Source organism: Ochrobactrum sp. S1502_03 (assembly GCF_044435015.1).
Lineage (GTDB): Bacteria > Pseudomonadota > Alphaproteobacteria > Rhizobiales > Rhizobiaceae > Brucella > Brucella chromiisoli.
The window spans coordinates 10,784-32,831 of sequence record NZ_JAYEXN010000028.1; the positions used below are offsets into that span (position 1 = coordinate 10,784).

Sequence of the window (22,048 nt, forward strand, 5' to 3'; positions counted from 1 at the left end):
TTTTTTTGTCCACGTCTCTACCGACCCAATCGGAAGTGATTGTTTGCGCCAGCTATTCTTGAAAGCAGGCTCTCATCATGGCTGATCGCGACAATACCAAGACTGTGCTTCTCTGCAAGCATCGACAACAGTTGCCATATCTGTGCTTGTGCAACGGGGTCGAGCGCCGAGGTAATTTCATCAGCAATCAAAAATGCAGGTTTTGCGCCAAGTGCGCGCAGGATTGAGACACGCTGTAATTGTCCGCCTGACAACTCGTGCGGATAACGGTTTTCCCATTCTGTTTCAACGCCAAGAGTCCGCGCAATATCGGGATCGACCGGACCAGATTCAGCAATGATTTTTCGGATCTGCCAGCGTGGATTCATCGCTGCAAGCGGCGACTGATAGAGATATTGTACCGGCCAAAGTTTTGCGTCCGATAGGTTTTGCTGACCAAAAGAGACTGCACCGGAAACAGGACGGTTCAGCCCCGCAAGAATACGACCCAACGTGGTCTTGCCGCAGCCCGATGGTCCCGAAATACAATAGATTGTTCCCGCGCTCAGGCTCAGCGAAACATCGGTGAAGATCGTTCGTTTGCCATAGCCGGCCGTGATGTTTTTTGCTTCAAGCATAGGCATGGAAGTCATTTTGTGGCAGCGCACGCCAGAGTGATTGCGCATAGGTAGAACCGAGCGTTTCTCCTCTTCCGCTGAAGGCTGATGTTGGCGCCAGACAACACATTTTCCCGTCATTCAGAATCGCAATACGATCCGCATAGGAAAGGACAGGAATCAAATCATGTGTGATGAGCAAGACGGCACCGCCTTCATCAGCATGTTTGCGCAGTTTAGCCAGAATAATATCGCGATTGGTGGGATCCAGCCCTGCTGTCGGCTCATCTGCGATCAGCAATTTAGCCCCGCCGGAGATCGCCTGTGCCATCAAAACGCGCCGCGCCATGCCTCCTGAAAGCTGATGCGGATAAAGGCGGGCAACATCAGCACTCAAGCCCACATCCATCAGGCGACTTTCAATCGCAGGCGGCTTGCCAGCGCGGTTTGCGGCCCAGCCAATCAGCGCACCGACACTTGCCGTTGGGTCAAGATAAGTCGTTTGTTGTGGCAGAAGCGCGATTTCCCGGCCACGCTTTTCACTCAAGCTCTTCTTACACAACGGTTTTCCGTGAAAACAAATATCGCCTTCCGCAATGGCATTGTTTGGCAAAAGTCCCAAAATCGCATGAGCAAGCAGACTTTTCCCGGCCCCTGAATGCCCGATCATTGCAACAATCTCGCCCGGCGCAATACTGAGGTGAATATCCGACAGCCGGGTAATCATATCCTGGCTAAAAAAACCGTTATAGCGACGAAACGAAACGCAAAGATTATTGATTTCAAGCATCAGGTCTGAGCCTCCCTCGGACTGGTCAGGCGGCGCAATCCATTGGCGAGCACGTCAAAGCACAGCACCATGATCAATAAAGCCAAACCGGGAAAAAGCGCCAGCCACCAACGGCCACCGCTGATATGACGCATCGCTTCTGAGAGCATAATGCCAATGGCTGGCCGCGATGGTTCAAGCCCAAATCCCAGAAAGGTCAGACCGGCTTCATGCAAAATTGCATGCGGAAACATCAGCAGAAAGCCAACAAGCATTTGCGGCAACAGATGCGGAAGAATGTGGTTTATCAAGATAAAGTGGCGCGATTTTCCAAAACTGCGCGATGCTTCGACAAAAGGTGCGGCACGCACCTGTATGAGTTCAGCGCGCAGAATACGCGCGAAACGTGGCCAGTGAGAGATCGCAACGGCGATAATAACTGCCCCCGTACCGCCACCCAGTGCGAAACTTATAAGAATAAGCAAAACAAAATGCGGCATAGCCAGCATGCCATCGGTGACAAAACTGCCAATCGCATCCGCAGTTTTACCAAGGCCTGATAAAAGGACAATCACAAGGGCGATGACCACGGAAAAGCCTGCGGCAAGAATTCCAACGCGCAGGCTCAGCGTAAGACCGTGCAATGTACGGGCAAACATATCCCGTCCCATCTGATCCGTTCCAAACCAGTGCGAAAGGGAGGGTTCCATATTGCGTATCGCAAAATCGGAGCGAATACCCGTTTCACCATAGGCCCATGCAGCAATAGAGATCGCAACGATTATTGCCAGCGAAAACAGCGCACTGATCAATGCACGTATGCGTCCATTGAGAGGGATGAACATCATGCTCCCTCTCTCAATCGTGGATCAACAACGCGATACAGAAGATCGGCAATCATATTCCCGGTCGAAACAATCACAGTCATGAGCATTGCGATGGCAAGCAGCAGAGCCACATCGCCCCGAATGCCTGCTTCAACCGTGGCACGTCCCAATCCCGGCCATGCAAAAACCTGTTCGGCCAAAATGGCCCCGCCAAAAATCTCGCCTATTGAAGCAAAGAGCACCGTCAGGGCTGGTAAAGCGGCATTTCGAACACCGTGACGCAGGATAATGTCGCCCTGACGCGCGCCTTGGGCACGCGCAAACGTGATATAATCCGATTGCAGCACTTCAATAAGCTTGGCACGGGAGTGCAGAGCAATCTGCGCAACCCCGAAAAGCGTCAATGCCGATAATGGCAATATCAGATGCTGGACACGCTCAAGAAAACTCACCTGGTCAGAAGGAACGCCAATCGGACCTGCGCAACAGATTGGTGTCCAGCCGAGCTTAACCGAGAACAGCGCCAGCATCAGCATGGCGAGCCAGAACGTTGGCGTTGCCGCAAGAATATAACAGTACAATCGGATGGTGCGGTCGATCCAGCGCCCCTCATAAGCTGCTGAAACCAGTCCAAGGGCAAAGCCAAGAAGACCGGACAAAAGCCATGCAAGCCCCGTCAATGTCAGCGAAGCGCCAATGCGGCTGCTCATCACTTCGCTTACCGGTGCGTTGTATGTGATGCTGAAACCCAGATCGCCCGACAGAATATTTCCTGCCCATCGCGCAAACTGCTCATAAATAGGACGATCCAGCCCCCAGATGGCGGCAATCTGCATCTTCTGTTCAGGACCGACATAGGCCATGGCTGGTCCGAGATAAGCGTCAACCGGATCGATCGGCGAAGCTTTCATCAGCAAAAACACTGCGAAAGCAACGCACACGACCAAGGCGCCAAGGCGCAAAACCCGCAATGCAATTAAAGTGATGATCGCAACATTCACTCGCAGGTCCACCGCCAGTTTGCAATTGTTGCAGTCACCGGCCAGCCATGCCCATGCGGTTCGATCTGGGTTTTTCCAATATCGAGACATTTATTGGCCAGATAGACATGATCGAGATTGACCAGCCACGCCCATGAATTGTCGCCCTTCAGACCATAATAATCAGCAGCCTGCGACCAATAAGGCAGCGAAGCTTCAAGACTTTCTGCGCCCTGCGCTTTCTCAAAAAGCGCTTCAACCTGGCTGTTCGCATAATAGCTTGGGTTCATATATTCGACCCCGCGCAGCTTTTCAGCAAAGAGGCTATAAAGCTGGTAGGGTGAGTGACTGCCAAAGCCAAAAACCACAGGCTCGGAATGCATGACGCGTTCAATCGCGTCCCAGCTTCCACCTTTTGGCGTCGCATCAATACCCAATGGGCGCAGTAATTCGGCTGATGTCTCAGCCAATGCCTGCCGGGTTGCATCACTGGCAGGGTAATTGATCGGGAAAGCGGCTCTTATGCCGTCTTTGGATCGAATGCCATCATCACCGGCAACCCAGCCCGCTTCATCGAGCAGCGCTTTTGCAGCATCCAGATTGAACTCGACGGTATCCGCCTTACCTGCCCACGGCAATCCATCGGCAGGACCGAATGCTGGCGTTCCATGACCATGAAGCGCCACATCGACAATGAGCTTCCGATCCAGCCCCATATTGATCGCTTTGCGGACGACAGGATCGGAAGTCACTGCATTGCCCACTTTGCGACCATTCACGTCATGCGGCTTTACAAAAGGCAGGCTGAGCCCTCTGTTATCGACGGTCTGAACCGGTATAGCCTTAAATCCATTGGGAATGGTGTCGGCAAGCTGTGCAGGAACGGCAACCATATCAACCGCGCCAGCATTTGCAGCCGCAAGCCCCGGCGCTTCACCCGTGAAAAGGAACGTAATTTTCTCAAACGGTCCTCTGTCACCATAATAGGCGTCATTGCGCTCGACGATAAGCTGTTCACCTTCATTCCACGCGACCAGTTTATAAGGCCCGGAGCCGATCGGCTTGCGTGCATATTCCGTTCCATAGGTCGCAGCCGGAACAATGCCGAGTGTGTAAAACGCCTCAACAAAAGTGATCCATGGTTTATTGAGCGAAATACGAAGCGTGTTTTTATCAACGGCTTCCGCTTTTTCCATGACACTCAGATCAATCGCATTGGCTGATGCTTTGGCGGTATTGAATGTGAATGCAACATCTTCCGCAGTGAGCGGCGATCCATCGGAAAAGCGCACATCGTCACGCAGCTTGATGATCCAGACTTTACGGTCGTCGGAGAGTTTCCACTCGGTTGCAAGATCAGGGACAGTGCCAAGATCGACATCGCGCCGCAAAAGGGTCGATTGAAACAAGGGGTTTCCATAGCCACCCCAACCCGCCAGAGGATCAAATCCATTATCCGGCTCGCCGCCGATTGCCAGAACAAGGCTGTCTTTTGGCGCGGCACATGCCTGTGTCGCAGCACCCCATGTCACAATCGCTGCAATCGCAACCGACACCCAATTCATCGCACTCTCCGAAGTATGATCTTTTTACAGAATCATCTTACTGAGGGTGTTTGGCGGGCGCAATATACTTATAGGTAAAGTTCAAACTTTTATTGATATTCAACTGCTAGGCAGGCCAAACGAGCCCGTGAAATATCTTACACGGGCTCACTTATGCTTTTCCGAATAAATAATGCCAGATTACTTATCCATCTGTCTTTTCATGCCCCACAAGCTGAAAGCATTTTCGCCATAAAGCTCGTCATCCAAACCTTCACGCTGAATATCATCAGGCACCCGCAGATGACCAAAAGCATCCAGAATTTTTAGCAGGATCATCGTGATAATCCAGGCATAAGCAGCAACGATAACAACCGCCAGAACCTGAATACCAAGCTGATAGGCACTTGCCGACACAGCGTTGATATGGGAGCTCGCGGTAACACCGATCAGGACCGCGCCGGTCATGCCACCCACGCCGTGCGCACGCCAGACTTCCAATGTGTCATCAATTTTGAGCCATTTCTGCACATATTTGGCATTAAAGCAGACCGATGCGCCGATAGCACCGATGAGAAGCGCTGTGATCGGCTCCACATAACCTGCAGCAGGTGTAATCGTTGCAAGACCCGTCACTGCGCCCACAAGAACACCGGAGAAGGACGGACGACCGGATTCCTTCCATTCCCAGAACATCCAGACAAGCATAGCGATGGAGCCTGCAAGCATGGTGTTGGTGAAAGCATAAGCCGCGAGCGCATCGGCTGCATATGCGCCGCCGGCATTAAAGCCAAACCAGCCAAACCACAGAAGACCGGCACCGATGGCCACAAGTGGCAGGCTTGCAGGCCGCGATTCCGTTTCGCCGGGAGCGAGTTTGCGCTTTCCAAGATATTTGGCTGCGGCCAGTGCTGAAAAGCCCGCGGAGGCATGAATAACGATGCCGCCGGCGAAATCAACAACGCCAAGTTTCGCAAGGAACCCGCCGCCCCAAACCCAGTGGGCTGCTGGCAAATAAACTAGGATCGTCCAAAATGCGATAAAGAACAGATAAGCCCCGAACTTGAAGCGTCCGACAAAGGCCCCTGTCATCAGCGCAGGCGTAATGATCGCAAACATCATCTGATACGCAAACACCATAATGAAGGGAACGTTTGCTGCATAAGTTGGATTTGGCTCAATACCGACATGATACATGCCAAAATAGGTGGTGATATCACCAATGACGCCGCCTATGGACGGACCGAAAGCCAGACTGAACCCACCAAAAACCCAGATGAGGCCAACCACGCCCATACAAACAAAGTTCTGTATCATGATGGAAAGAACATCACGCTGGCGGACAAGTCCGCCATAAAACAAGGCCAGTGCGGGAGTCATCATGCACACCAGTGCGGTGCAGATTAGAATAAAGGCTGTATCGCCTGCGCTGATAGACTGCATGTTATTTTCCTTCAGATTTGGAACTCTGAACTATTTGAATTTTAACAAGAAAATCTAGTTATCTTTAACCAGATGCTGCGCCACCGGCTTATGTGGATGCGGTGCAAGTAGCTTCTTCGGCGCGATAAACAGATACAGTGTGAGCACATAGGGCGCCGTGAAGGATGGCAGTCCCATCGGAGACATAATCACATCATAAGCGCCTTGAATGAAAACAGTAACGATGGTTGCAAGCACTGCATAGGCAATCACCTTTCCATCCGTCTTCAGGAAAACAACGCCCACGGCAATGGCTGTCAGAACAGAACTGAAACCATAAAGCCCTTGAATGACGACCGCAGGATCAGCACGCATGCCAATGGCGGTTATCATCGCGATCAGCGATCCAAGCGCTGCTGCAATACCTGCCTGCCTCGACGCCACAAAAATGCCGAGCAGAATTAAAGCGCCGCTGACCTCGTTGCCAAGCAAAAAGACCTGCGCAATATTGCGGAAGAAAATTTGCACCAGCTCAATATTTGCGGGAATTGTAGCGGCCCCCTGCAAATAATCTGAGGCGAGTTTGGGACTGTCGCCAGTGACATCAAGCGCGCCAAAAGAATAAGCAGCCGCAACCATGAGCCAGCCCGTCAAAACAAATGGCCCTGTAGACCCCGGAATGCCCCAGCTTTTGGTAAGCGTTGCGCCGAATGCTGCTGTGATAACGGTGCTGAGCGCCGAGCCGATGATGATATAAAACCAGAGTTGAGGCGTGGCCGCGATAAATGTCGGCAAAGCAACACCAACAAGAATGCCATTAAAACCAAACAGGCCCGAATGAATGGATGGCTTATCGCAATCAAGCAATTGTGCGGTCAATGTAGCGACGATGAGACCAACGACTGCACCAATTGTGATTGCCCAGCCGCCCGTTGCATAGGATGCATAAGCAATTGCAGCAACAAACAGCAATCCGGTAAAGGCATTCTCCATAAAGAACACCTGTCCCGCCCCACGCAGGCAGGCGATTGGAAAACTCACTTTCTTGTCTGCCATTTCGATAACCCCTCTTAGCCAGATCTCCGCTCTGTCTATTTGCCTTCACGCATTACCCACCACAAAATCGCTTCGCACTTTTTGAGCACAAGTGCTTTAACGCCAAAGGAATTCCTCTGGTAACGTGCGACCGCGCGCCTCTTCCCGAACAATCTGCCAGAAATTGCGCACTTCAGCGCGCACGTCGTAGCTCTCCATGCCGACAGCGCGCAAAATGAGCCCCGCATTGTTGGGCAGCGCTGACACCCCGGATATTGCGCGTGGCGCGTCGGTACTGAAGTTCACCTGAACACGCTCTTTGATCCGCGCAGCAACATCGGGCGGCGTTATGCAGATGATATTTGCAAACGCGTCGTAGCCACGCATGACCGCAGCAAAATCGATGGTCGGATTGCCCTTTTCAATCAGGACCTTATCTGTAAACAGGCACTTGCCGTCTGGCCGCTTTGCCGAGATCAGCATGGAAAGCAGATCGAAACCAAAACGCTCGCTTTCATGATGATGCTTGCGTCCCGTCATCATCATCTCGCCATAGATGAGCGTCGCACTCTCATCAATCACAATATCGGTCTGATTGATGAAGCGGGAATTGCGATAGGGAATTGTAAAATCAGGGAGATATTCCAGATATGCCCCTGCTTCCACCGTCACGGTCTGATATTGTGAAGCATAATTGGCATCCATCTGATGAACACGATTAGCGCCCTGTGATGTGACCTGAGCACATGCGCCTTCACCCACATGAATATCGATCTTGTAGCGATCCCCCTGAAGAATGCCGCCGCCAATCGAAATGATTGAGCAGATCGGCAATTCCGGCATCGCCTCGTCCCAGTAAAGCGCCTGTTGCACCAGAAGCGGGGCCACACGATAAAGATCGTGCAGTACCGAGCGACCATTGCGTAAGGAGAAGCCCAAACGCAATTCGCCGATTTTGCCGGGTCCGGCAGCACGCATCTGTGCAGGCTGCGTATGATACCCGCTCAGTTCACGGGCTGCATCAAGTCGGCTTAGTCGCTCGTGTAAGCTCATGACATTACCCAGCCGCCTGAGAGGCTTGAGACGCCTGAACCGGTTTCACGTCAAACAGAGCCATATCAAGGATCAGTTGCATCAGATCGTCAATGCCTTCACCGGTTTTGCAATTGGTGAAAACAAAAGGCTTCTTGCCGCGCATCAGTTTGGAATCGCGATCCATAACCTCAAGGCTTGCACCGACATAAGGCGCCAGATCCTTCTTGTTGATGACCAGAATATCCGACTGGCAGACGCCAGCGCCATTCTTGCGTGGAATTTTGTCTCCGGCCGCAACGTCAATCACATAGATGTAAAAATCAGCGAGTGCTGGGCTGAATGTCAGCGTGAGATTATCGCCGCCCGATTCAATCAGGATCACATCACTGTCGGGATATTTTTCCTCAAGCTCTTCAACCGCAGCGATATTCATCGACGGGTCTTCACGCACCGCCGTATGCGGGCACGCGCCGGTCTCAACGCCAACGATTTTTTCTTCAATCAGAATGCCATTGAGTGTGCGCCTGACCTGCTTGGCATCTTCAGTCGTAACAACGTCGTTGGTAATAATGAGCGGCTTGATACCCATCTCAATGAGCCGTGGGGTGATGGTTTCAATAACCGCCGTCTTGCCCGAACCGACAGGTCCACCAATACCAATACGCGTGATTTTTTTCATGGTTCATTCCTGTTTGAATTTCCGAAAGCAAGTCTCACAAAATCGATTTCGACGGTGGGAGACATGCCTTAATTCATAAATAGCCGGACATGCGTTTTTGTGTGATGCGCAACCAGAACATCAAAGACGGGCGCGAAACTGGACATTTCATCAAGCGCCAGACCACACACATCAGCATAGTCGCTTTCAACACGGCTTTGCGAAGCAAATAATATGCGCTGCGTATCCAGATGATCGATCCGCATCAGTCGAACCGCGGCACTGAGAACCATCGACGCAACGCCGTATTGATGCACAACAAATGCCTGTTTCTCATCCGCGCCCATATGCGCCAGCGCGAGCGCCTGACCAACTGGAAAACAACCCGGCGTTTCGCCTGATTTAATGTCTTTCAGCCAGCGCTCAAGCTGTGGGAAATCGCTGATCTTGAGAGAGAGTTCAGCGAATTTCTTTCCCATTCTCGCAAGCATCATCTGCTGTTCTTCGCCAACCCGGCGATTCCATATCTCATGATCCGCAGCAAGCACGCTGTCATAATCACCCGCCACAATGGCACGATGCGCATGAAGAAAAGCGATACCATCCATATGGGCAGCCTGACGCACAACGAGCTCGACGAACTGATGCAAGCTTGCCGAATTGGTTACGACCTCAGTCTGCAAAGCGGATTCAAGCCCATTTGAAAATGCGAATGCACCAACCGGCAAGGTTGAATCTGAAAATTGCAGCAATCTCGCCAGAAGAACCATGTCCTGCCCGCAACGTGGTTCGCTTTTCTGTATGCCTGACATTACTTACCTGTGGTGATGGTGCCCGTGGTGATGCTCATGCCCATGATCGTGATCATGGGTGTGCTCATGACTGTGTTCATGGGTGTGCGCTTCCGAACCATGATGATGTTCATGAGAATGCTTATGCAAATCATGATGATGATGCGGGGTCGCATCGGCGCCGGCAAAGAGCATACGAACTTCCTTCGCATCGAGCTTTGCAGCAATCTCCTCGCCAGGAGCGAAATAGGTCTTCACTCTTTCAAAAGCATGCGTGCGCATCACCGATGCCATCACCTTCTGATCAACAGACAGCGGTACATAGACGGTTGAGCCTTTGATCACGGCTGGCCAATGCTGATTACCCAGCCCATGGCCGAGTTCAAAGCAAATGCGCAGGATGTCCTGCGGCGCGAGCTCTTCCAAACCTTCAAGCTCAATAACCATCACCTCTTTGAGGGCAATACGTGCCACAACAATGAGTTTCGCGGCTTCATCATAATGCAGCACATCGCCATCATGCAGATGCTCGGACCGCGGCAAAGAGATTGCAAGCTCAACGCCACCTTCACTCGCCTTGCGCAGACGGCTTTTCGGTGCTTCCCACTGCTCAAGGGCGAGATAGTCAACCTGCGCATGATGCGAACGCTCATGCCACACAGAATCCTTGATATTACCGAGTGTTTTCTCAACGAGAATCATAATTCCTCCGGAAGCAGGCGCTTCATATCGGCAGTCGAAAATGCGGCAAGACCAGCACTATTCGGTGTTTGCATCCAAAATCAAAACAGGAGGGAACGTTTTCGCTCCCTCCCGAGAGCGTCTTATCAACTGAAGAAGTAAAGCTGCGTCAAAGGAACATTGGTTGCAGGCTCAACAGTCGCATGTTTGCCATCAACGGTAACAGCAAATGTTTCCGGGTTAACTTCAATGGTCGGCAAAGCATTGTTACGAACCATCGAGCCCTTGCTGATAGCGCGGGTGCCGTAGACAGGGATGACCTGTGACTTCAGTTCATAACGATTGACGATACCGGCATCGAAACCAGCCAGCGAGGTAAATGTCGCGCGGGTTTTCGGCAAAGCCGATCCAAATGAGCCATACATCGGACGATAGATGACTGGCTGTGGCGTTGGAAGCGATGCGTTCGGATCCCCCATCAGCGCCCATGAGATCATGCCGCCTTTGATAACCATTTTGGGCTTCGCGCCGAAAAAGGCGGGTTCCCAAAGCACCAAGTCTGCCATTTTGCCAATTTCAATCGAGCCGACAACATGAGAGACGCCCTGTGCAATCGCCGGATTGATTGTCACCTTGGAAACAAAACGCAAGACGCGCTGATTGTCATTGCCCGACTTGTCGCCTTCATAGGCACCAAAGCGGGTTTTCATCAGATGTGCAGTTTGAATGGTCCGCATCCAGTTTTCACCGACGCGGCCCATGGCCTGACTGTCACTGGAGAGAATGGAAATCGCGCCAATATCGTGCAGAACGTTTTCAGCAGCGATGGTTTCCGGGCGGACACGGCTTTCAGCAAAGGCCACGTCGGTTGGAATTTTCGGGCTCAGATTGTGGCAGATCATCGTCATGTCAAACAATTCGGCCTGCGAATTGATGCCATAAGGAAGCGTCGGATTGGTCGAGCTCGGAATAACGTTTGACTGACCTGCAACACGAATAATGTCAGGCGCATGTCCGCCGCCCGCACCTTCGGTGTGATAGGTGTGAATGGTGCGGCCTTCGAAAGCGGCAATGGTATTTTCAACAAAACCGGCTTCGTTGAGCGTATCCGTGTGAATACAGACCTGAATGTCATATTCATCGGCAACGGTCAGCGATGTGCGGATAGCCTCTGGGGTACTGCCCCAGTCTTCATGGATTTTAAGCCCCATGGCACCGGCGCGAATCTGCTCTTCGATCGACAATGCCGATGATGAATTGCCCTTACCAAGCACACCGGCATTGACCGGCCATGAATCAAAGGAGCGCAACATCATTTCGATGTTCCACGTTCCCGGCGTGATGGTCGTACCGTTGGTGCCATCTGTCGGGCCAATGCCGCCACCAAACAGCGTGGTCACGCCATTGCTGAGCGCGGCTTCAGCCTGCTGGGGCGAAATGAAATGAACGTGCGCATCGATACCGCCAGCGGTCAGGATCAGATGTTCGCCTGAAATGGCATCCGTTCCCGGCCCAAGCGGCAGCGTGACACCCGACATGGTGGAGGGGTTGCCAGCTTTACCGATCCCGTAGATCAGGCCGTCCTTAATGCCGACATCCGCCTTGATAACACCCTGAATAGGGTCAACGATGGTCACGTTGGTAATGACCAGATCGGGCGCACCGGCTGCGCTCGTCAATTCATTGTCATACCCCATGCCATCGCGCAGCGTTTTACCGCCGCCATACACAGCTTCTTCGCCATAAACACGAAGGTCTTTTTCAATCTCAATATAAAGGTCCGTATCGCCGAGGCGAATCTTGTCGCCGGTCGTCGGACCGTAAAGATCCGAATATTGCTGCCTTGAAATCTTAGCCATCTCAGTATCCTGTTCGCTGAAATTCTAGAGCGCATCCCGAAAAGTGTGAATCGGCTTTCAGATAAGATGCACGTCAAACAAACGATTGGAGCGTCGAACTGATTAATCAGATCAAAATTCGCTCACAGACGGGCAATTACGGCTTGTTCTTGAAACCGTATTTCGCGACGCGCTCCATCGCATCTGTCAGGCGCGGACGGGAATCGTTGTAGCTCTCATCGCCAACCCAACCATTCACCAGACCGTTAAAGCCGAGCACGCGCTGCTTGCCTTGATAAGGAACGAGCACAACCTGTTTTTCATCACCCGGTTCAAAACGAAGAGCGGTCGTTGCGGGGATATTCAGGCGCTTTCCGAACGCCTGCTCGCGATCAAATTCAAGATCGGCATTCACTTCAAAGAAATGATAATGCGAACCGACCTGAATAGGACGATCGCCGGTATTGCGGACTTTCAAAGTGGTTGTTGGGTATCCGGCATTGATTTCAATATCGCCTTTGCCGAGAACCAAGCCTCCAACAGGAGCCTTTACCTTATCTGCAGCCATAACTGAGCCTCCGTAGGATTTACTGGATTGGATCGTGGACAGTAACCAGGCGACTGCCATCGGTGAAAACGGCTTCGACCTGCACATAAGGAATCATTTCGACAACACCTTCCATCACATCATCTTTGGTGATGGTTTTGCGCGCGAGTTCCATGACTTCTTCGAGCGTCTTGCCAGCGCGCGCAGCATCAAGTGCAGCCGCAGCAATCAAAGAAACAGTCTCAGGATGATTGAGCTTCAAACCCTGATCTTTACGGCGCTGCGCGACAATCGCCAGCGTGTGAATCATAAGTTTGTCGATTTCCCGGGGCGTGAAATGCATACGTAACCTCCGTACCAAGAAAAGGGGGAGATCGGCATTCTATAAGCCCACCCCCAAAATAAAGCCATCACGAAGAAGCTATCAATCTATTTTACGAGGGGCAATAAGTATTTTACATACAACTCAAATAAACATTGAATAAAAGGAACAAAAAAATAACAATACACAACCGATCTATAAATTTTTATATAAATCATTAAAAAGTTTAAAAAACTTTCAAACTACTTCATATTGTCCTTACATTTTGGTTAAAAAAATCACCCAAGATGCTGCCATCAACATACAAAGAACCATAACAACTATACCGGTGCGCGAAAACTCAGCAAATGATATCTTGATACCGCGCGCAGATGCCTGCTCTACGACAATAATTCCTGCGAGGCTGCCAAAAATAATCATATTACTTGAAAAACCTGTCCCCAGCGCAAGCGCTGCACCCAAGGCATCAGACCCAGATCCTGACTGAAGATAGGGTACCAGCAACATAACCGCAGGATTGTTCCCCACAAGATTGCTCAGAACGCCACCGACAAAAAACAGGGAGATCGGCTCGTTAAGATCAAGCCCGGCTTCGCGGAAATAACCGAGAACATTTTGCGGCAGGCCGGTCGCAGCAATGGCTGCATTGACAACAAAAAGTCCCATGATCAAAAGCAGAAGATCACCATCGACATGTTTAAGCATATCGTGAGAAGAGATTTTGCGGCTGACCAGCAACACCCCCGCGCCCGCCATGGCGATGAGCTCTCGCGGCAAGTCGCTAAAAATAAACATTCCAATGACAATCACCGCAACGATTGCCGTCTTTGCCGTTTCAAGCGCATCAATCGCACCGTCCTGCCCTGCATCTGCCATCGAAGACGGCTGCTGCGTGAGTTGCCAGCGATTGCGATAGGCCAGAACGATGACACCCCAAACGATCGGCAGCGAAAGAAGAGCCGGTACTGCGGCCGCACTCAGAAAACCATTGAATGATAACCCAAGCTCCTGCGCAACAATCATATTCTGCGGGCTGCCGATCAGCGTTGCTGTTGAACCTGTGTTCACTGCAAAACAAAACGCAAGAAGAAATGGCACAGGGTTTAGCCCTCTTGTGAGGGTAACGGACACGAGCAAAGGCGTCATCGCCACCGCGACGACATCCTTTGTCAAAAAAGCAGAGAATGCGGCGCCCATAAAAACCAGAACGCCAACCAGCAAAGGCGGTGATAATGGCAGCTCGGTTACGCGCTTCGCCGCCCAGCCATAAAAGCCCGAAACCGAGAATCCAGCAGACACGACCATCAGTCCGAAAAGCATTCCCAGCGTCCGGTAATCGATGGCATTCCACGCAGCCTGTGCTGTTATGCTACCGGTCACCAGCATAGCGAGAGCGCCTATAATGGCAGCTCCCGTGCGGTCGACCTTAAATCCGGGAAGAGTTCCGCAGCCCATCGCAAGATATACGAGTATAAAGACGATGACTGTCAGATCCATAATCACTCGCTTTTTAAAAGATGACTCTTCGCAGCCCCGAACCTAGACTGACAGAGCAATCTAAATCAATGATTCTAATATGAATATTCGGTCTCAAAGCCTATTCATGGTGCGCATTGTGGGGAATGATTGAAACATCGCCGTAAACGACTGCACGCTGCGAAATGATGGAATTTGCGAATTCTTTTACAGCTTTTGCTTCGCCGCGAAGCAGGCTCACCTCAAGGCACAGGTCTTCGTTGAGATGAACATGCAGGGACGCCAGCGACATATGATGATGCTCATGGTGCGATGTGGTCAGCTTTTTCGCCAGATCACGCGCTTCATGCTGATACACATAGCTTAAGACGCCAACGCATTCTGTCATCGCATCAGATGCAATTGCCGTGTCTTTTATACTTGCCCGAACAAGATCGCGCACGGCCTCCGAGCGGTTGGCGTAGCCTTTTAAAGCAATCAAAGCGTCCAGTTCTGTCATAAGATCATCATCGACAGTGATGGTAATTCTTTGCATCGGCTTAACGCTCCATTGCAATTAGATTCGGCACAATCCGTATTGTGCAGATAATCTTAAAAATTGCGATGCCTTGTACCGACTTGACCAGACGGCCCTCAATAGCAGCAGCGGATAATTGATGGATTGCTTTCCGCAGCAGACTGACTTCTTTGTTTTAACGCGCATCGTGTCCCGAAAGCCAGTTTCCGCCTTTCGGGAGCGCTCTAACCGTCATTGTAAAGTCGCCCCTCGCCCTGCATCTGATCGATAGGGGCGCTCATTCTAGCCCGAAATCCGGAAGGAGCATAATCGGCCTCGACATTGCCTGTTCCCATAAGACCCATTCGGATGAGTTTTGACCCAAAGCCAATTTTGCCAGGCTTGGTTATTTCAGGCCCACCCGTCTCACACCAATTCAGAAGCAGCGTGGACGTTCCCTCATGATCAGCGGTATTCCAGCAGATGGAAATACGCCCAGCATCATTGGATAATGCACCGTATTTGATAGCATTTGTCGTCAGTTCGTGGATCAAAAGCGACACTGAACTTGCAGCTTTCGGCCCGATAAAAATGTCGCTGCCTTCAACATCAACACGCTGATCAACACCGAGTGCAGCAGTAATTTCAGCGATGATCTGTGCCAATGACCCACTTGAACTTTTTCCAAACTGCAAGACATTATGCGCACTGCTTAACGCAAAAAGGCGTCTGGAAAATGCGTTAAGTTCGTCTTCATTATCCTGGCTTTTAAAGGTCTGGCTGGCGATTGCGCTGACAATGCTAAAAGTATTTTTTATGCGATGCGCAAGCTCGGCATTCATGATCCGCGCATTTTTCTCGGCCTCAACTTTTCCAGTCGTTTCAATGACAGTGTCCATCATGCCGCCAACGCTGCCATCTTCATTTAAAATCGGGCTGTAGCAGAAGGTGAAATAACACTGTTCATCAAAGCCCGAACGATTAACGAGCAACGGAAAGTCTTCAATAAACGTGGCCTCTCCCCGCATCGCCCTTTCGGCTATCGGCCCAATATCCTCCCATACTTCAGCCCATATTTCATTGAATGGCTGGCCCATGCAGTTCTGCTTGTCGCGAAGAATCGTTCTGAAAGCATCGTTGTAAAACGTGATAAATTCCGGCCCCCAGGCAATGGCTTTCGGAAAATGCGACGCCAGCATCATCTGAACTGCTGTCTTAAGCGGGCGCGGCCAGCTTTCCGGCTGGCCCAACGGATTCTTTGACCAATCTATTCTTTTGATTTCTTCAACCGCTTCACCCGCTATAGGAATGAAGAAAAACCTGTCTTTCAATGGGGGCACCCTTCTCGATTACCAAATGTGCTCGAAAGCGCCAGAGAGCGAAGGTTTTTGCCTTAGGAAAGTGGCGAAGCAAGGACTCCAATAACATATTAGCAATTATACTGATAACTAATATTTCAGCATGGACTCCCACATTTCTTATCGCTCAGCGTAGAAGCCTATTGTTCAACAGGCTTCTGCTGTGCCGCCTTATCAGGTTGAATATAAAGCGTTTCAGATGAGAATGCGAAGTCGGCACCATGCGCATGCACGATTTCGATGATCTTGAGATAGACCTCTTGCTGTGCCTGAAGCCAATCAGCCCAACGGGTCGTTTTCGTGAAACAATAGACCATGATATTGAGCGATGAATCTGCAAACGCATCGAAATAAACCAACAGACTCTGTGTCTGATCGATTTTTTGGTTGGCCTTGAGCATCGACCTTATGTCGTCGACAACCCCGGCAATTTTGTCACCATCTTCGTATCGCAAACCAATCGTCGTATTAATGCGCCTGTTGGTCATGCGGCCCGGATTTTCAACGCTGATCGTCGAAAAGGCTGCATTGGGAACATAGAGCGGACGATTGTCGAAGGTTTTGATCTTGGTAAGTCGCCAGCCAATTTCCACAACGGTGCCTTCAATATTCCGATCTGGCGAGCTGATCCAATCGCCAATGCTGAACGGGCGGTCAAAATAAAGCATCACGCCCGAAAAAAGATTGCTCAGAACATCTTTGCCGGCCACGCCGATAGCGATGCCACCGATGCCACCAAAAGCGAGCAGGCCGGAAAGACCAATCCCGAATTGCTCCCCGAACAGCAGCATCAAAATCAGGAATATTGCCAGTTTTAATATGCGCGCAACCATACGTGCGGACGTCACGTCATTGCCGCGGTCAATCTGGCTATGGGTCAAACGGTTGATCAACTGGAAGAGCTGCTGCATGGCGATCAGAGCCATGAAGAAGGTCGACAGGGTATTGATGAGTTCCGGTGTGATCGCGGTTATTTTGTAATCCGCAAGCAACATATAGGCGACCTGCCTGAACGTCATGATCAAGCCGAACATTGACGCCACAAATGTGAGATGGGCGATAATACTTCTCGACCACCCCTTTTTGTGCCGGATGAGAAACCAGAACACGAAGGCGGCAACGGTTAAAAGCAGAATAATACCCGCAGCTATCCAGTATTTCGCCATTTTACCCCGTCTCCCGCATGCCTGTTTTCACTTACTGCGCAGACGCAACGCCCGGCAGGCTTGTGCTTGATGTCAACGCACCTGTGAAAAACGCAAGATTGGCAGCAGCAATCAATGCTGCCGCATGAGCATCCGTTTGCGCCAGCTTTGCATCCAGCAGAGAATTGTTCGTCTCATTCACCACCGTAATCGTACCCAATCCATTTTTATAGGATTCAAGTGCAGCGTCAAAAGCTGTGCCAGATGTCTGAACCAGTACATTGGCGGCCTTATTTGCCGCCAGAGCCGTTTTCAGACTATTGGATGCAAGAACAATTTCCGCAACCGCATCAAGTTGTACGCGACGAAAAGTTTCTGTTGCTGCACTGTGCGTGGATTGCGCATTCTTGAGCTGTGCCGCACGCAGTCCTCCGTCATAAAGGGGCATTGTCGCGCCAACGAGAATGCCCATGCCCGACGACTGATTACCGATTGTTGGCAGGCTTCCGGCGTTGAAACTGTTGGATGTGGAAGCGAGCGCACCCGCCACAAAGACTTTCGGCAAGAACTCCGCCTGCGCCACCTTGATCCCGGAATTACTGGCCTGCAAAGCAGCGTAGCTTGCAATAAGATCGGGTCGCCGCGACAAAGCTGTTTCTACAACCGATTGTGTCACGCCATCAAATTTTGAAGGCAGCGGTCTGTTCATTGAACTCTCAACATTGATGTTCAACATGGCATTGACGCCCATTGACGCCAGAAGCGCCTGATAAAGGGTCTGCTGCTGCCCCTCTGCCTTAACGAGCCTCAATTCCGACTGCGCAACCTGCTGTTTGGCGAGCGCAAGCTCAACTGTTGTCGCTCGTCCTTCATTGAGCTTGGCCTGAACCGCCGCAAGAACGGCCTTGCTGTTACGCAAGGTCTGTTGCGCGATGCGGTGGCCAGCCACTGCGGCGCTATATTCATAATATGTTCGTGTAACATCGAAGATCAGTTTCTGATGCATCGCATTGAACGTGACATTGGCTGCAAACGAAACCTGTTTTGCAGCCTCTGCCAATGCTGCCCGCTGGCCAAAATCGAAAACCAGCCATTGCAAGGCAAGAGAGGGTGATACGCCTTTCAGCGTCGTATTGACGTCACGCTCACCGATAAGCGGGACATCGACGGGTGTTGAGGTTCTTTGCACGCCGCCAATAACATTGGCAGAGATGATCGGCAGCATTGTCGCTTCGACCATTCCGACAGCAAGGGCCGCCTGCCGCGCTTTTTCCCACGCATTGCGGGTACCCGGATTGCTGCGCTGCGCGAGGTCGATCAACTGCGCCAGATCATAAGAAGGTCGCGTATCAACTGCCACAGGGCTGGAAATCAAAGCCAGCTCCGGATTGGAAGGAACACTAAAATCTTTCGTCCGCGACGGCGCATTGGCGGGCGAGCCTTTGTGCTGATCGGCCTTCCACGGCTGATCAGGTGCTGATGGCGCCAGCTTCAAAGCATCGGTCGCACAACCACTAAGCACGAAACCAAAAGCTGAAAGAAACGCTATGGAGGCTGGAGCAGAAGACTTTCTCATGCCTTACCACCTGCCAAAAGAGCTTCCATATGCGCAAGATGCTTATCGATTTTGTTTGCCCCCTCATTTTCTGCGTCCTCGGCAGAATACGCCTGCTTTTCCAGTGAAATTTCGCTTTGTATGCCATCGGATTTTATGCGCAATGAGAGCGCATTCAATCTTTCAACAGCATCAGGCATGACCTGATCGGAAAAGTAGACTTCCTTGTTGAGTGAAGCAAGCTGATCGGCAAAGCCATCAAAGGTTTTTTCAAGTTTCTCTGATGGACGAAGGGCCGCAGGCTCAAAAGGCAGCAGATAAAAGCAATAACGCACTTCATCAAGCAGACGCTCTGTTTCGGCGGCAGTGTTGATCATCTCCGCTCGTTCGTCCGGTGCAACCGATGCAATTTCAGCTATCTTTCGCGCAGCATCGGAGAGACGCTGGCGAATGACGGTGACAACCGGCGCAGGCCAGATCAGCGTCGAGACCAGATAAACCGCAAAATTCCCGACCAGGATGCCAATAATACGGTCGCGCGCCGTGTCCATATCGGTGGTCGGGCCGAAGCCCTGCAAGACGGTCAAAGTGAATGCGAGGCCGATCTGTACGCCACCATAGGACACTTTTTCACTGCCTGCAGAGACCCAAGCCGCAAGCAGTGCCACCGCAAAGACCAGAACCATGAGACTGCCAACAGATTCAAGTTGCGGCATAAGAAATATAAGCGACGCAATGCCAATAGCAGCACCGACAAGACAGCCGGTGATGCGCAAAGTCAGCTTATGGATTGTATCACCCGCCGTACCAAGGGAAGCGACATAGCAAGTGACCATCGCCGTATGAATGCCCTGCCAGTTAATCGCCGCATAAAACACATAGCAGAGGATCGCCGCCAAAGTCGTTTTAAGCGCAAAACGTTGATAGATGGGATTGGTAAAAGCGTCTGCAGCAAAGAACGAGTCGCCAGAACCTTTTCTATAATCGGTTTTTTCGCTCCCAGCGATATTTCTAAGCGCCTGTAAGATACCCGCCTCCTGCCTTTGGGCAGACGTGTCAGGCATCGCTTCGGGCGGTGGAAGCGGTGCGTCTTTATCAAGCGCATCGACCATTTTATCGATTTGCCCGGCATAATGCTGGCGTTTCTCAGCTGAGAGATCAGCGGGAAGCGCAGAGGCTGCAAAAAGCAATTGATAAGAAGCGGTAATATCCGTCTGAATGTGGGCCAGTCTTTTTTTCGTGGTCTGATGCAATATTTTAACAAGCATCGAACGTTTGTTCTCGTCTTCGTTGGCGGCCCCAAGCTTTTCCCGCAACAAAGGGTTCATGATGGGATTGTTGTCTGCGAGCACCTTGCGCGCCACTAGCAGGCGTTCACGCAACTCCTCGCGCAGCAGTGTCAGGCTCCAGCGCCCGAAAAACAGGCTAAAGCCTGCAATCACAAACATCGGCAGGATGGCCATTTCCCATGCATATCGCAAAGCAAGCGAAATCACGCCATTGATCGGGACCTCATTCACAAGGCTGAGAATAAAGGCAATGATCAGCGCGACAATGCTGCCCCCTTCGCCAAGCTTGCTGGTAGCACCAAGGAAAATGAATATAAATGAGACGGCGATCATCACGAGAATGCGCAGCAATGCGGATTCAACGGTCCATGCTAGCACCGGCACCATCAAAGCCACCAGCAGTGTAATGGCAATGATGGCAGCGGTTGCTACAACGGTGTTTTCGGCTCCGTCGGCTTTCATGAGGAAGATAACAAGGTAGCAGCTAATAGCCGATTCCGGGATGTGAAACATCATCGCGATGCCTGCCACAAGGGCGCAAACCGCTGCAACACGCCATGCGGTTGCCATGCGGCCCGGAAAAGGCGCCAGATCCGCTAGAGTTTCGCGGATTGCGTCCCAGAGCGTGTCGTTAACACTCGTTGCCATTATGCACTGTCACAACGGCTGATGCGCCGGAGCGTGTCAGCTCGGCTGGCGGATCAATCAGTTTTACGCGCACTGGAAACCGTTGCGCAATTCTCACCCAGTTCAGATTCTTCGGCACATAAGGCAGGTTGCGTGGTATATTGATGAGATCTTCCGATGAAACGCCCCAACCGATACCTTCAACACGGCCTTTGACGACAATCGAACTGTCGGCAAGAATTCGCACCTGCGCGCAGCTTCCCACCTTGATTCCCCCCAACTCGGTTTCCGGGAACGTAGCGGATGCATACCAGCTTGAAGTATCGATCAATGTGAACAGAGACTGCCCCGGCGCAATGATCTGACCGGTCCCGTTGAGAACACTCACAATTCTACCATCATGCGGTGCCGTGACCACAGCATTATCCAGATTGTGCTGCGCCAGTGCGAGTGCGGCCTGCCTTGCTCGAACCAACGCCTGCGCGCTATCCAGCGTACCGACAATTGTTGTTGCGGCCTCAGCCTGCTTGACTGCCTGTGCCAGACTGATCTGCGCATCATTGCGCAGGGTCTTCGCATCATCAACCTGCTGCCGCGTGACATAGCCTTTGGGACTGAGTGCTTCAAGGCGCTTGAGCGTGGCTTCTGCAAGATCCAGATTTGTTCGCGCACGCACCACTTGCTGGTCGGCTATCTGGGCATTTTGTGATTCAGCATGCACGGCGCGCCTTTGTGAATCAAGTGCCGCCTCTGCAATTGCAAGATCAGCCGCCGTCTGATCTACGAGAAGCTTAAGCGGCACCGGGTCGATTGAGAAAAGTATATCGCCTTTTTTGACTTCCTGATTTTCTTTAACATTTATTGAAATAACCTTGCCGGGAACCGTTGCAGCAATATTAACAATATTGGCACCAATAACGGCATCGTTTGAAAGCGGATTCTGATTGGCCTCACGCAGGTAAAGCCATGCCAACACAAAGGCGACAATGATCAGAATGCCGGTGAGCAGAACGCCAACCGTACTGAATTCTCTTTTGCTATAAGCGTTATTTTCCAT

21 protein-coding genes are annotated in these 22,048 nt (G+C 51.4%); all 21 read right to left on the reverse strand.

Annotated elements, in window-relative coordinates:
• Window positions 1-17: 17 nt before the first annotated feature.
• The 21 genes from VBH83_RS15140 to mdtN all read right to left on the reverse strand — a co-directional run bounded on the left by VBH83_RS15140 (window position 18) and on the right by mdtN (window position 22,048).
• Window positions 18-617, reverse strand: coding sequence for an ABC transporter ATP-binding protein (locus tag VBH83_RS15140; protein ID WP_265985797.1), 600 nt, complete (start codon window positions 615-617; stop codon window positions 18-20).
• Window positions 610-1,386: an ATP-binding cassette domain-containing protein gene (locus tag VBH83_RS15145; protein WP_265985799.1), complete on the reverse strand. Its 777-nt coding sequence runs from the start codon at window positions 1,384-1,386 to the stop codon at window positions 610-612. The genes VBH83_RS15140 and VBH83_RS15145 overlap by 8 nt, the downstream gene beginning before the upstream one ends.
• On the reverse strand, window positions 1,386-2,213 hold the full coding sequence (locus VBH83_RS15150) for an ABC transporter permease (protein ID WP_265985800.1): 828 nt from the start codon (window positions 2,211-2,213) through the stop codon (window positions 1,386-1,388). Before VBH83_RS15150 ends, VBH83_RS15145 begins: the two co-directional genes overlap by 1 nt.
• A complete protein-coding gene (locus VBH83_RS15155; RefSeq protein WP_265985801.1) occupies window positions 2,210-3,193 on the reverse strand; it encodes an ABC transporter permease in 984 nt (327 codons plus the stop codon). Before VBH83_RS15155 ends, VBH83_RS15150 begins: the two co-directional genes overlap by 4 nt.
• A complete protein-coding gene (locus VBH83_RS15160; RefSeq protein WP_265985802.1) occupies window positions 3,190-4,737 on the reverse strand; it encodes an ABC transporter substrate-binding protein in 1,548 nt (515 codons plus the stop codon). The genes VBH83_RS15155 and VBH83_RS15160 overlap by 4 nt, the downstream gene beginning before the upstream one ends.
• Window positions 4,738-4,917: 180 nt before the next feature.
• Window positions 4,918-6,159, reverse strand: a complete 1,242-nt coding sequence (locus VBH83_RS15165; RefSeq protein WP_265985803.1) for an ammonium transporter — start codon at window positions 6,157-6,159, stop codon at window positions 4,918-4,920.
• Window positions 6,160-6,213: 54 nt separating this feature from the next.
• The gene (gene yut, locus VBH83_RS15170) at window positions 6,214-7,194 is read right to left on the reverse strand and encodes an urea transporter (protein ID WP_265985804.1); all 981 of its coding nucleotides are present in this window, start codon (window positions 7,192-7,194) and stop codon (window positions 6,214-6,216) included.
• A gap of 96 nt (window positions 7,195-7,290) precedes the next feature.
• Window positions 7,291-8,226 (reverse strand): urease accessory protein UreD, encoded by a 936-nt coding sequence (locus VBH83_RS15175; protein WP_265985806.1) that lies wholly within the window; start codon window positions 8,224-8,226, stop codon window positions 7,291-7,293.
• A 4-nt stretch (window positions 8,227-8,230) separates the two neighbouring features.
• Window positions 8,231-8,887 carry an urease accessory protein UreG gene (gene ureG / locus VBH83_RS15180; protein ID WP_265985808.1) on the reverse strand — a complete coding sequence of 219 codons (657 nt, stop codon included), beginning with the start codon at window positions 8,885-8,887 and terminating at the stop codon, window positions 8,231-8,233.
• 68 nt (window positions 8,888-8,955) lie between these two features.
• On the reverse strand, window positions 8,956-9,678 hold the full coding sequence (locus tag VBH83_RS15185; protein ID WP_265985809.1) for an urease accessory protein UreF: 723 nt from the start codon (window positions 9,676-9,678) through the stop codon (window positions 8,956-8,958).
• Between the two features lie 3 nt (window positions 9,679-9,681).
• A complete protein-coding gene (gene ureE / locus VBH83_RS15190) occupies window positions 9,682-10,359 on the reverse strand; it encodes an urease accessory protein UreE (RefSeq protein ID WP_265985811.1) in 678 nt (225 codons plus the stop codon).
• 125 nt (window positions 10,360-10,484) lie between these two features.
• Window positions 10,485-12,197, reverse strand: coding sequence for an urease subunit alpha (locus VBH83_RS15195; RefSeq protein WP_265985812.1), 1,713 nt, complete (start codon window positions 12,195-12,197; stop codon window positions 10,485-10,487).
• A gap of 136 nt (window positions 12,198-12,333) precedes the next feature.
• Complete coding sequence (locus tag VBH83_RS15200; protein WP_396998482.1) at window positions 12,334-12,744, reverse strand: urease subunit beta; 411 nt, start codon at window positions 12,742-12,744, stop codon at window positions 12,334-12,336.
• A gap of 19 nt (window positions 12,745-12,763) precedes the next feature.
• On the reverse strand, window positions 12,764-13,066 hold the full coding sequence (locus tag VBH83_RS15205) for an urease subunit gamma (protein ID WP_265985815.1): 303 nt from the start codon (window positions 13,064-13,066) through the stop codon (window positions 12,764-12,766).
• 237 nt (window positions 13,067-13,303) lie between these two features.
• Entirely contained in the window at window positions 13,304-14,542 is a 1,239-nt protein-coding gene (locus VBH83_RS15210) for an SLC13 family permease (RefSeq protein WP_265985816.1), read from the reverse strand.
• A gap of 100 nt (window positions 14,543-14,642) precedes the next feature.
• Window positions 14,643-15,056, reverse strand: coding sequence for a nickel-responsive transcriptional regulator NikR (nikR, locus tag VBH83_RS15215; protein ID WP_265985817.1), 414 nt, complete (start codon window positions 15,054-15,056; stop codon window positions 14,643-14,645).
• A gap of 206 nt (window positions 15,057-15,262) precedes the next feature.
• Window positions 15,263-16,348 (reverse strand): HWE histidine kinase domain-containing protein, encoded by a 1,086-nt coding sequence (locus VBH83_RS15220; RefSeq protein WP_396998485.1) that lies wholly within the window; start codon window positions 16,346-16,348, stop codon window positions 15,263-15,265.
• A 167-nt stretch (window positions 16,349-16,515) separates the two neighbouring features.
• The gene (locus VBH83_RS15225) at window positions 16,516-17,541 is read right to left on the reverse strand and encodes a mechanosensitive ion channel family protein (protein ID WP_323054558.1); all 1,026 of its coding nucleotides are present in this window, start codon (window positions 17,539-17,541) and stop codon (window positions 16,516-16,518) included.
• Between the two features lie 31 nt (window positions 17,542-17,572).
• A complete protein-coding gene (locus VBH83_RS15230) occupies window positions 17,573-19,096 on the reverse strand; it encodes a TolC family protein (protein WP_265985819.1) in 1,524 nt (507 codons plus the stop codon).
• A complete protein-coding gene (locus tag VBH83_RS15235) occupies window positions 19,093-21,012 on the reverse strand; it encodes an FUSC family protein (RefSeq protein ID WP_396998487.1) in 1,920 nt (639 codons plus the stop codon). The genes VBH83_RS15230 and VBH83_RS15235 overlap by 4 nt, the downstream gene beginning before the upstream one ends.
• Window positions 20,996-22,048 carry a multidrug transporter subunit MdtN gene (gene mdtN / locus VBH83_RS15240; RefSeq protein WP_265985821.1) on the reverse strand — a complete coding sequence of 351 codons (1,053 nt, stop codon included), beginning with the start codon at window positions 22,046-22,048 and terminating at the stop codon, window positions 20,996-20,998. Before mdtN ends, VBH83_RS15235 begins: the two co-directional genes overlap by 17 nt.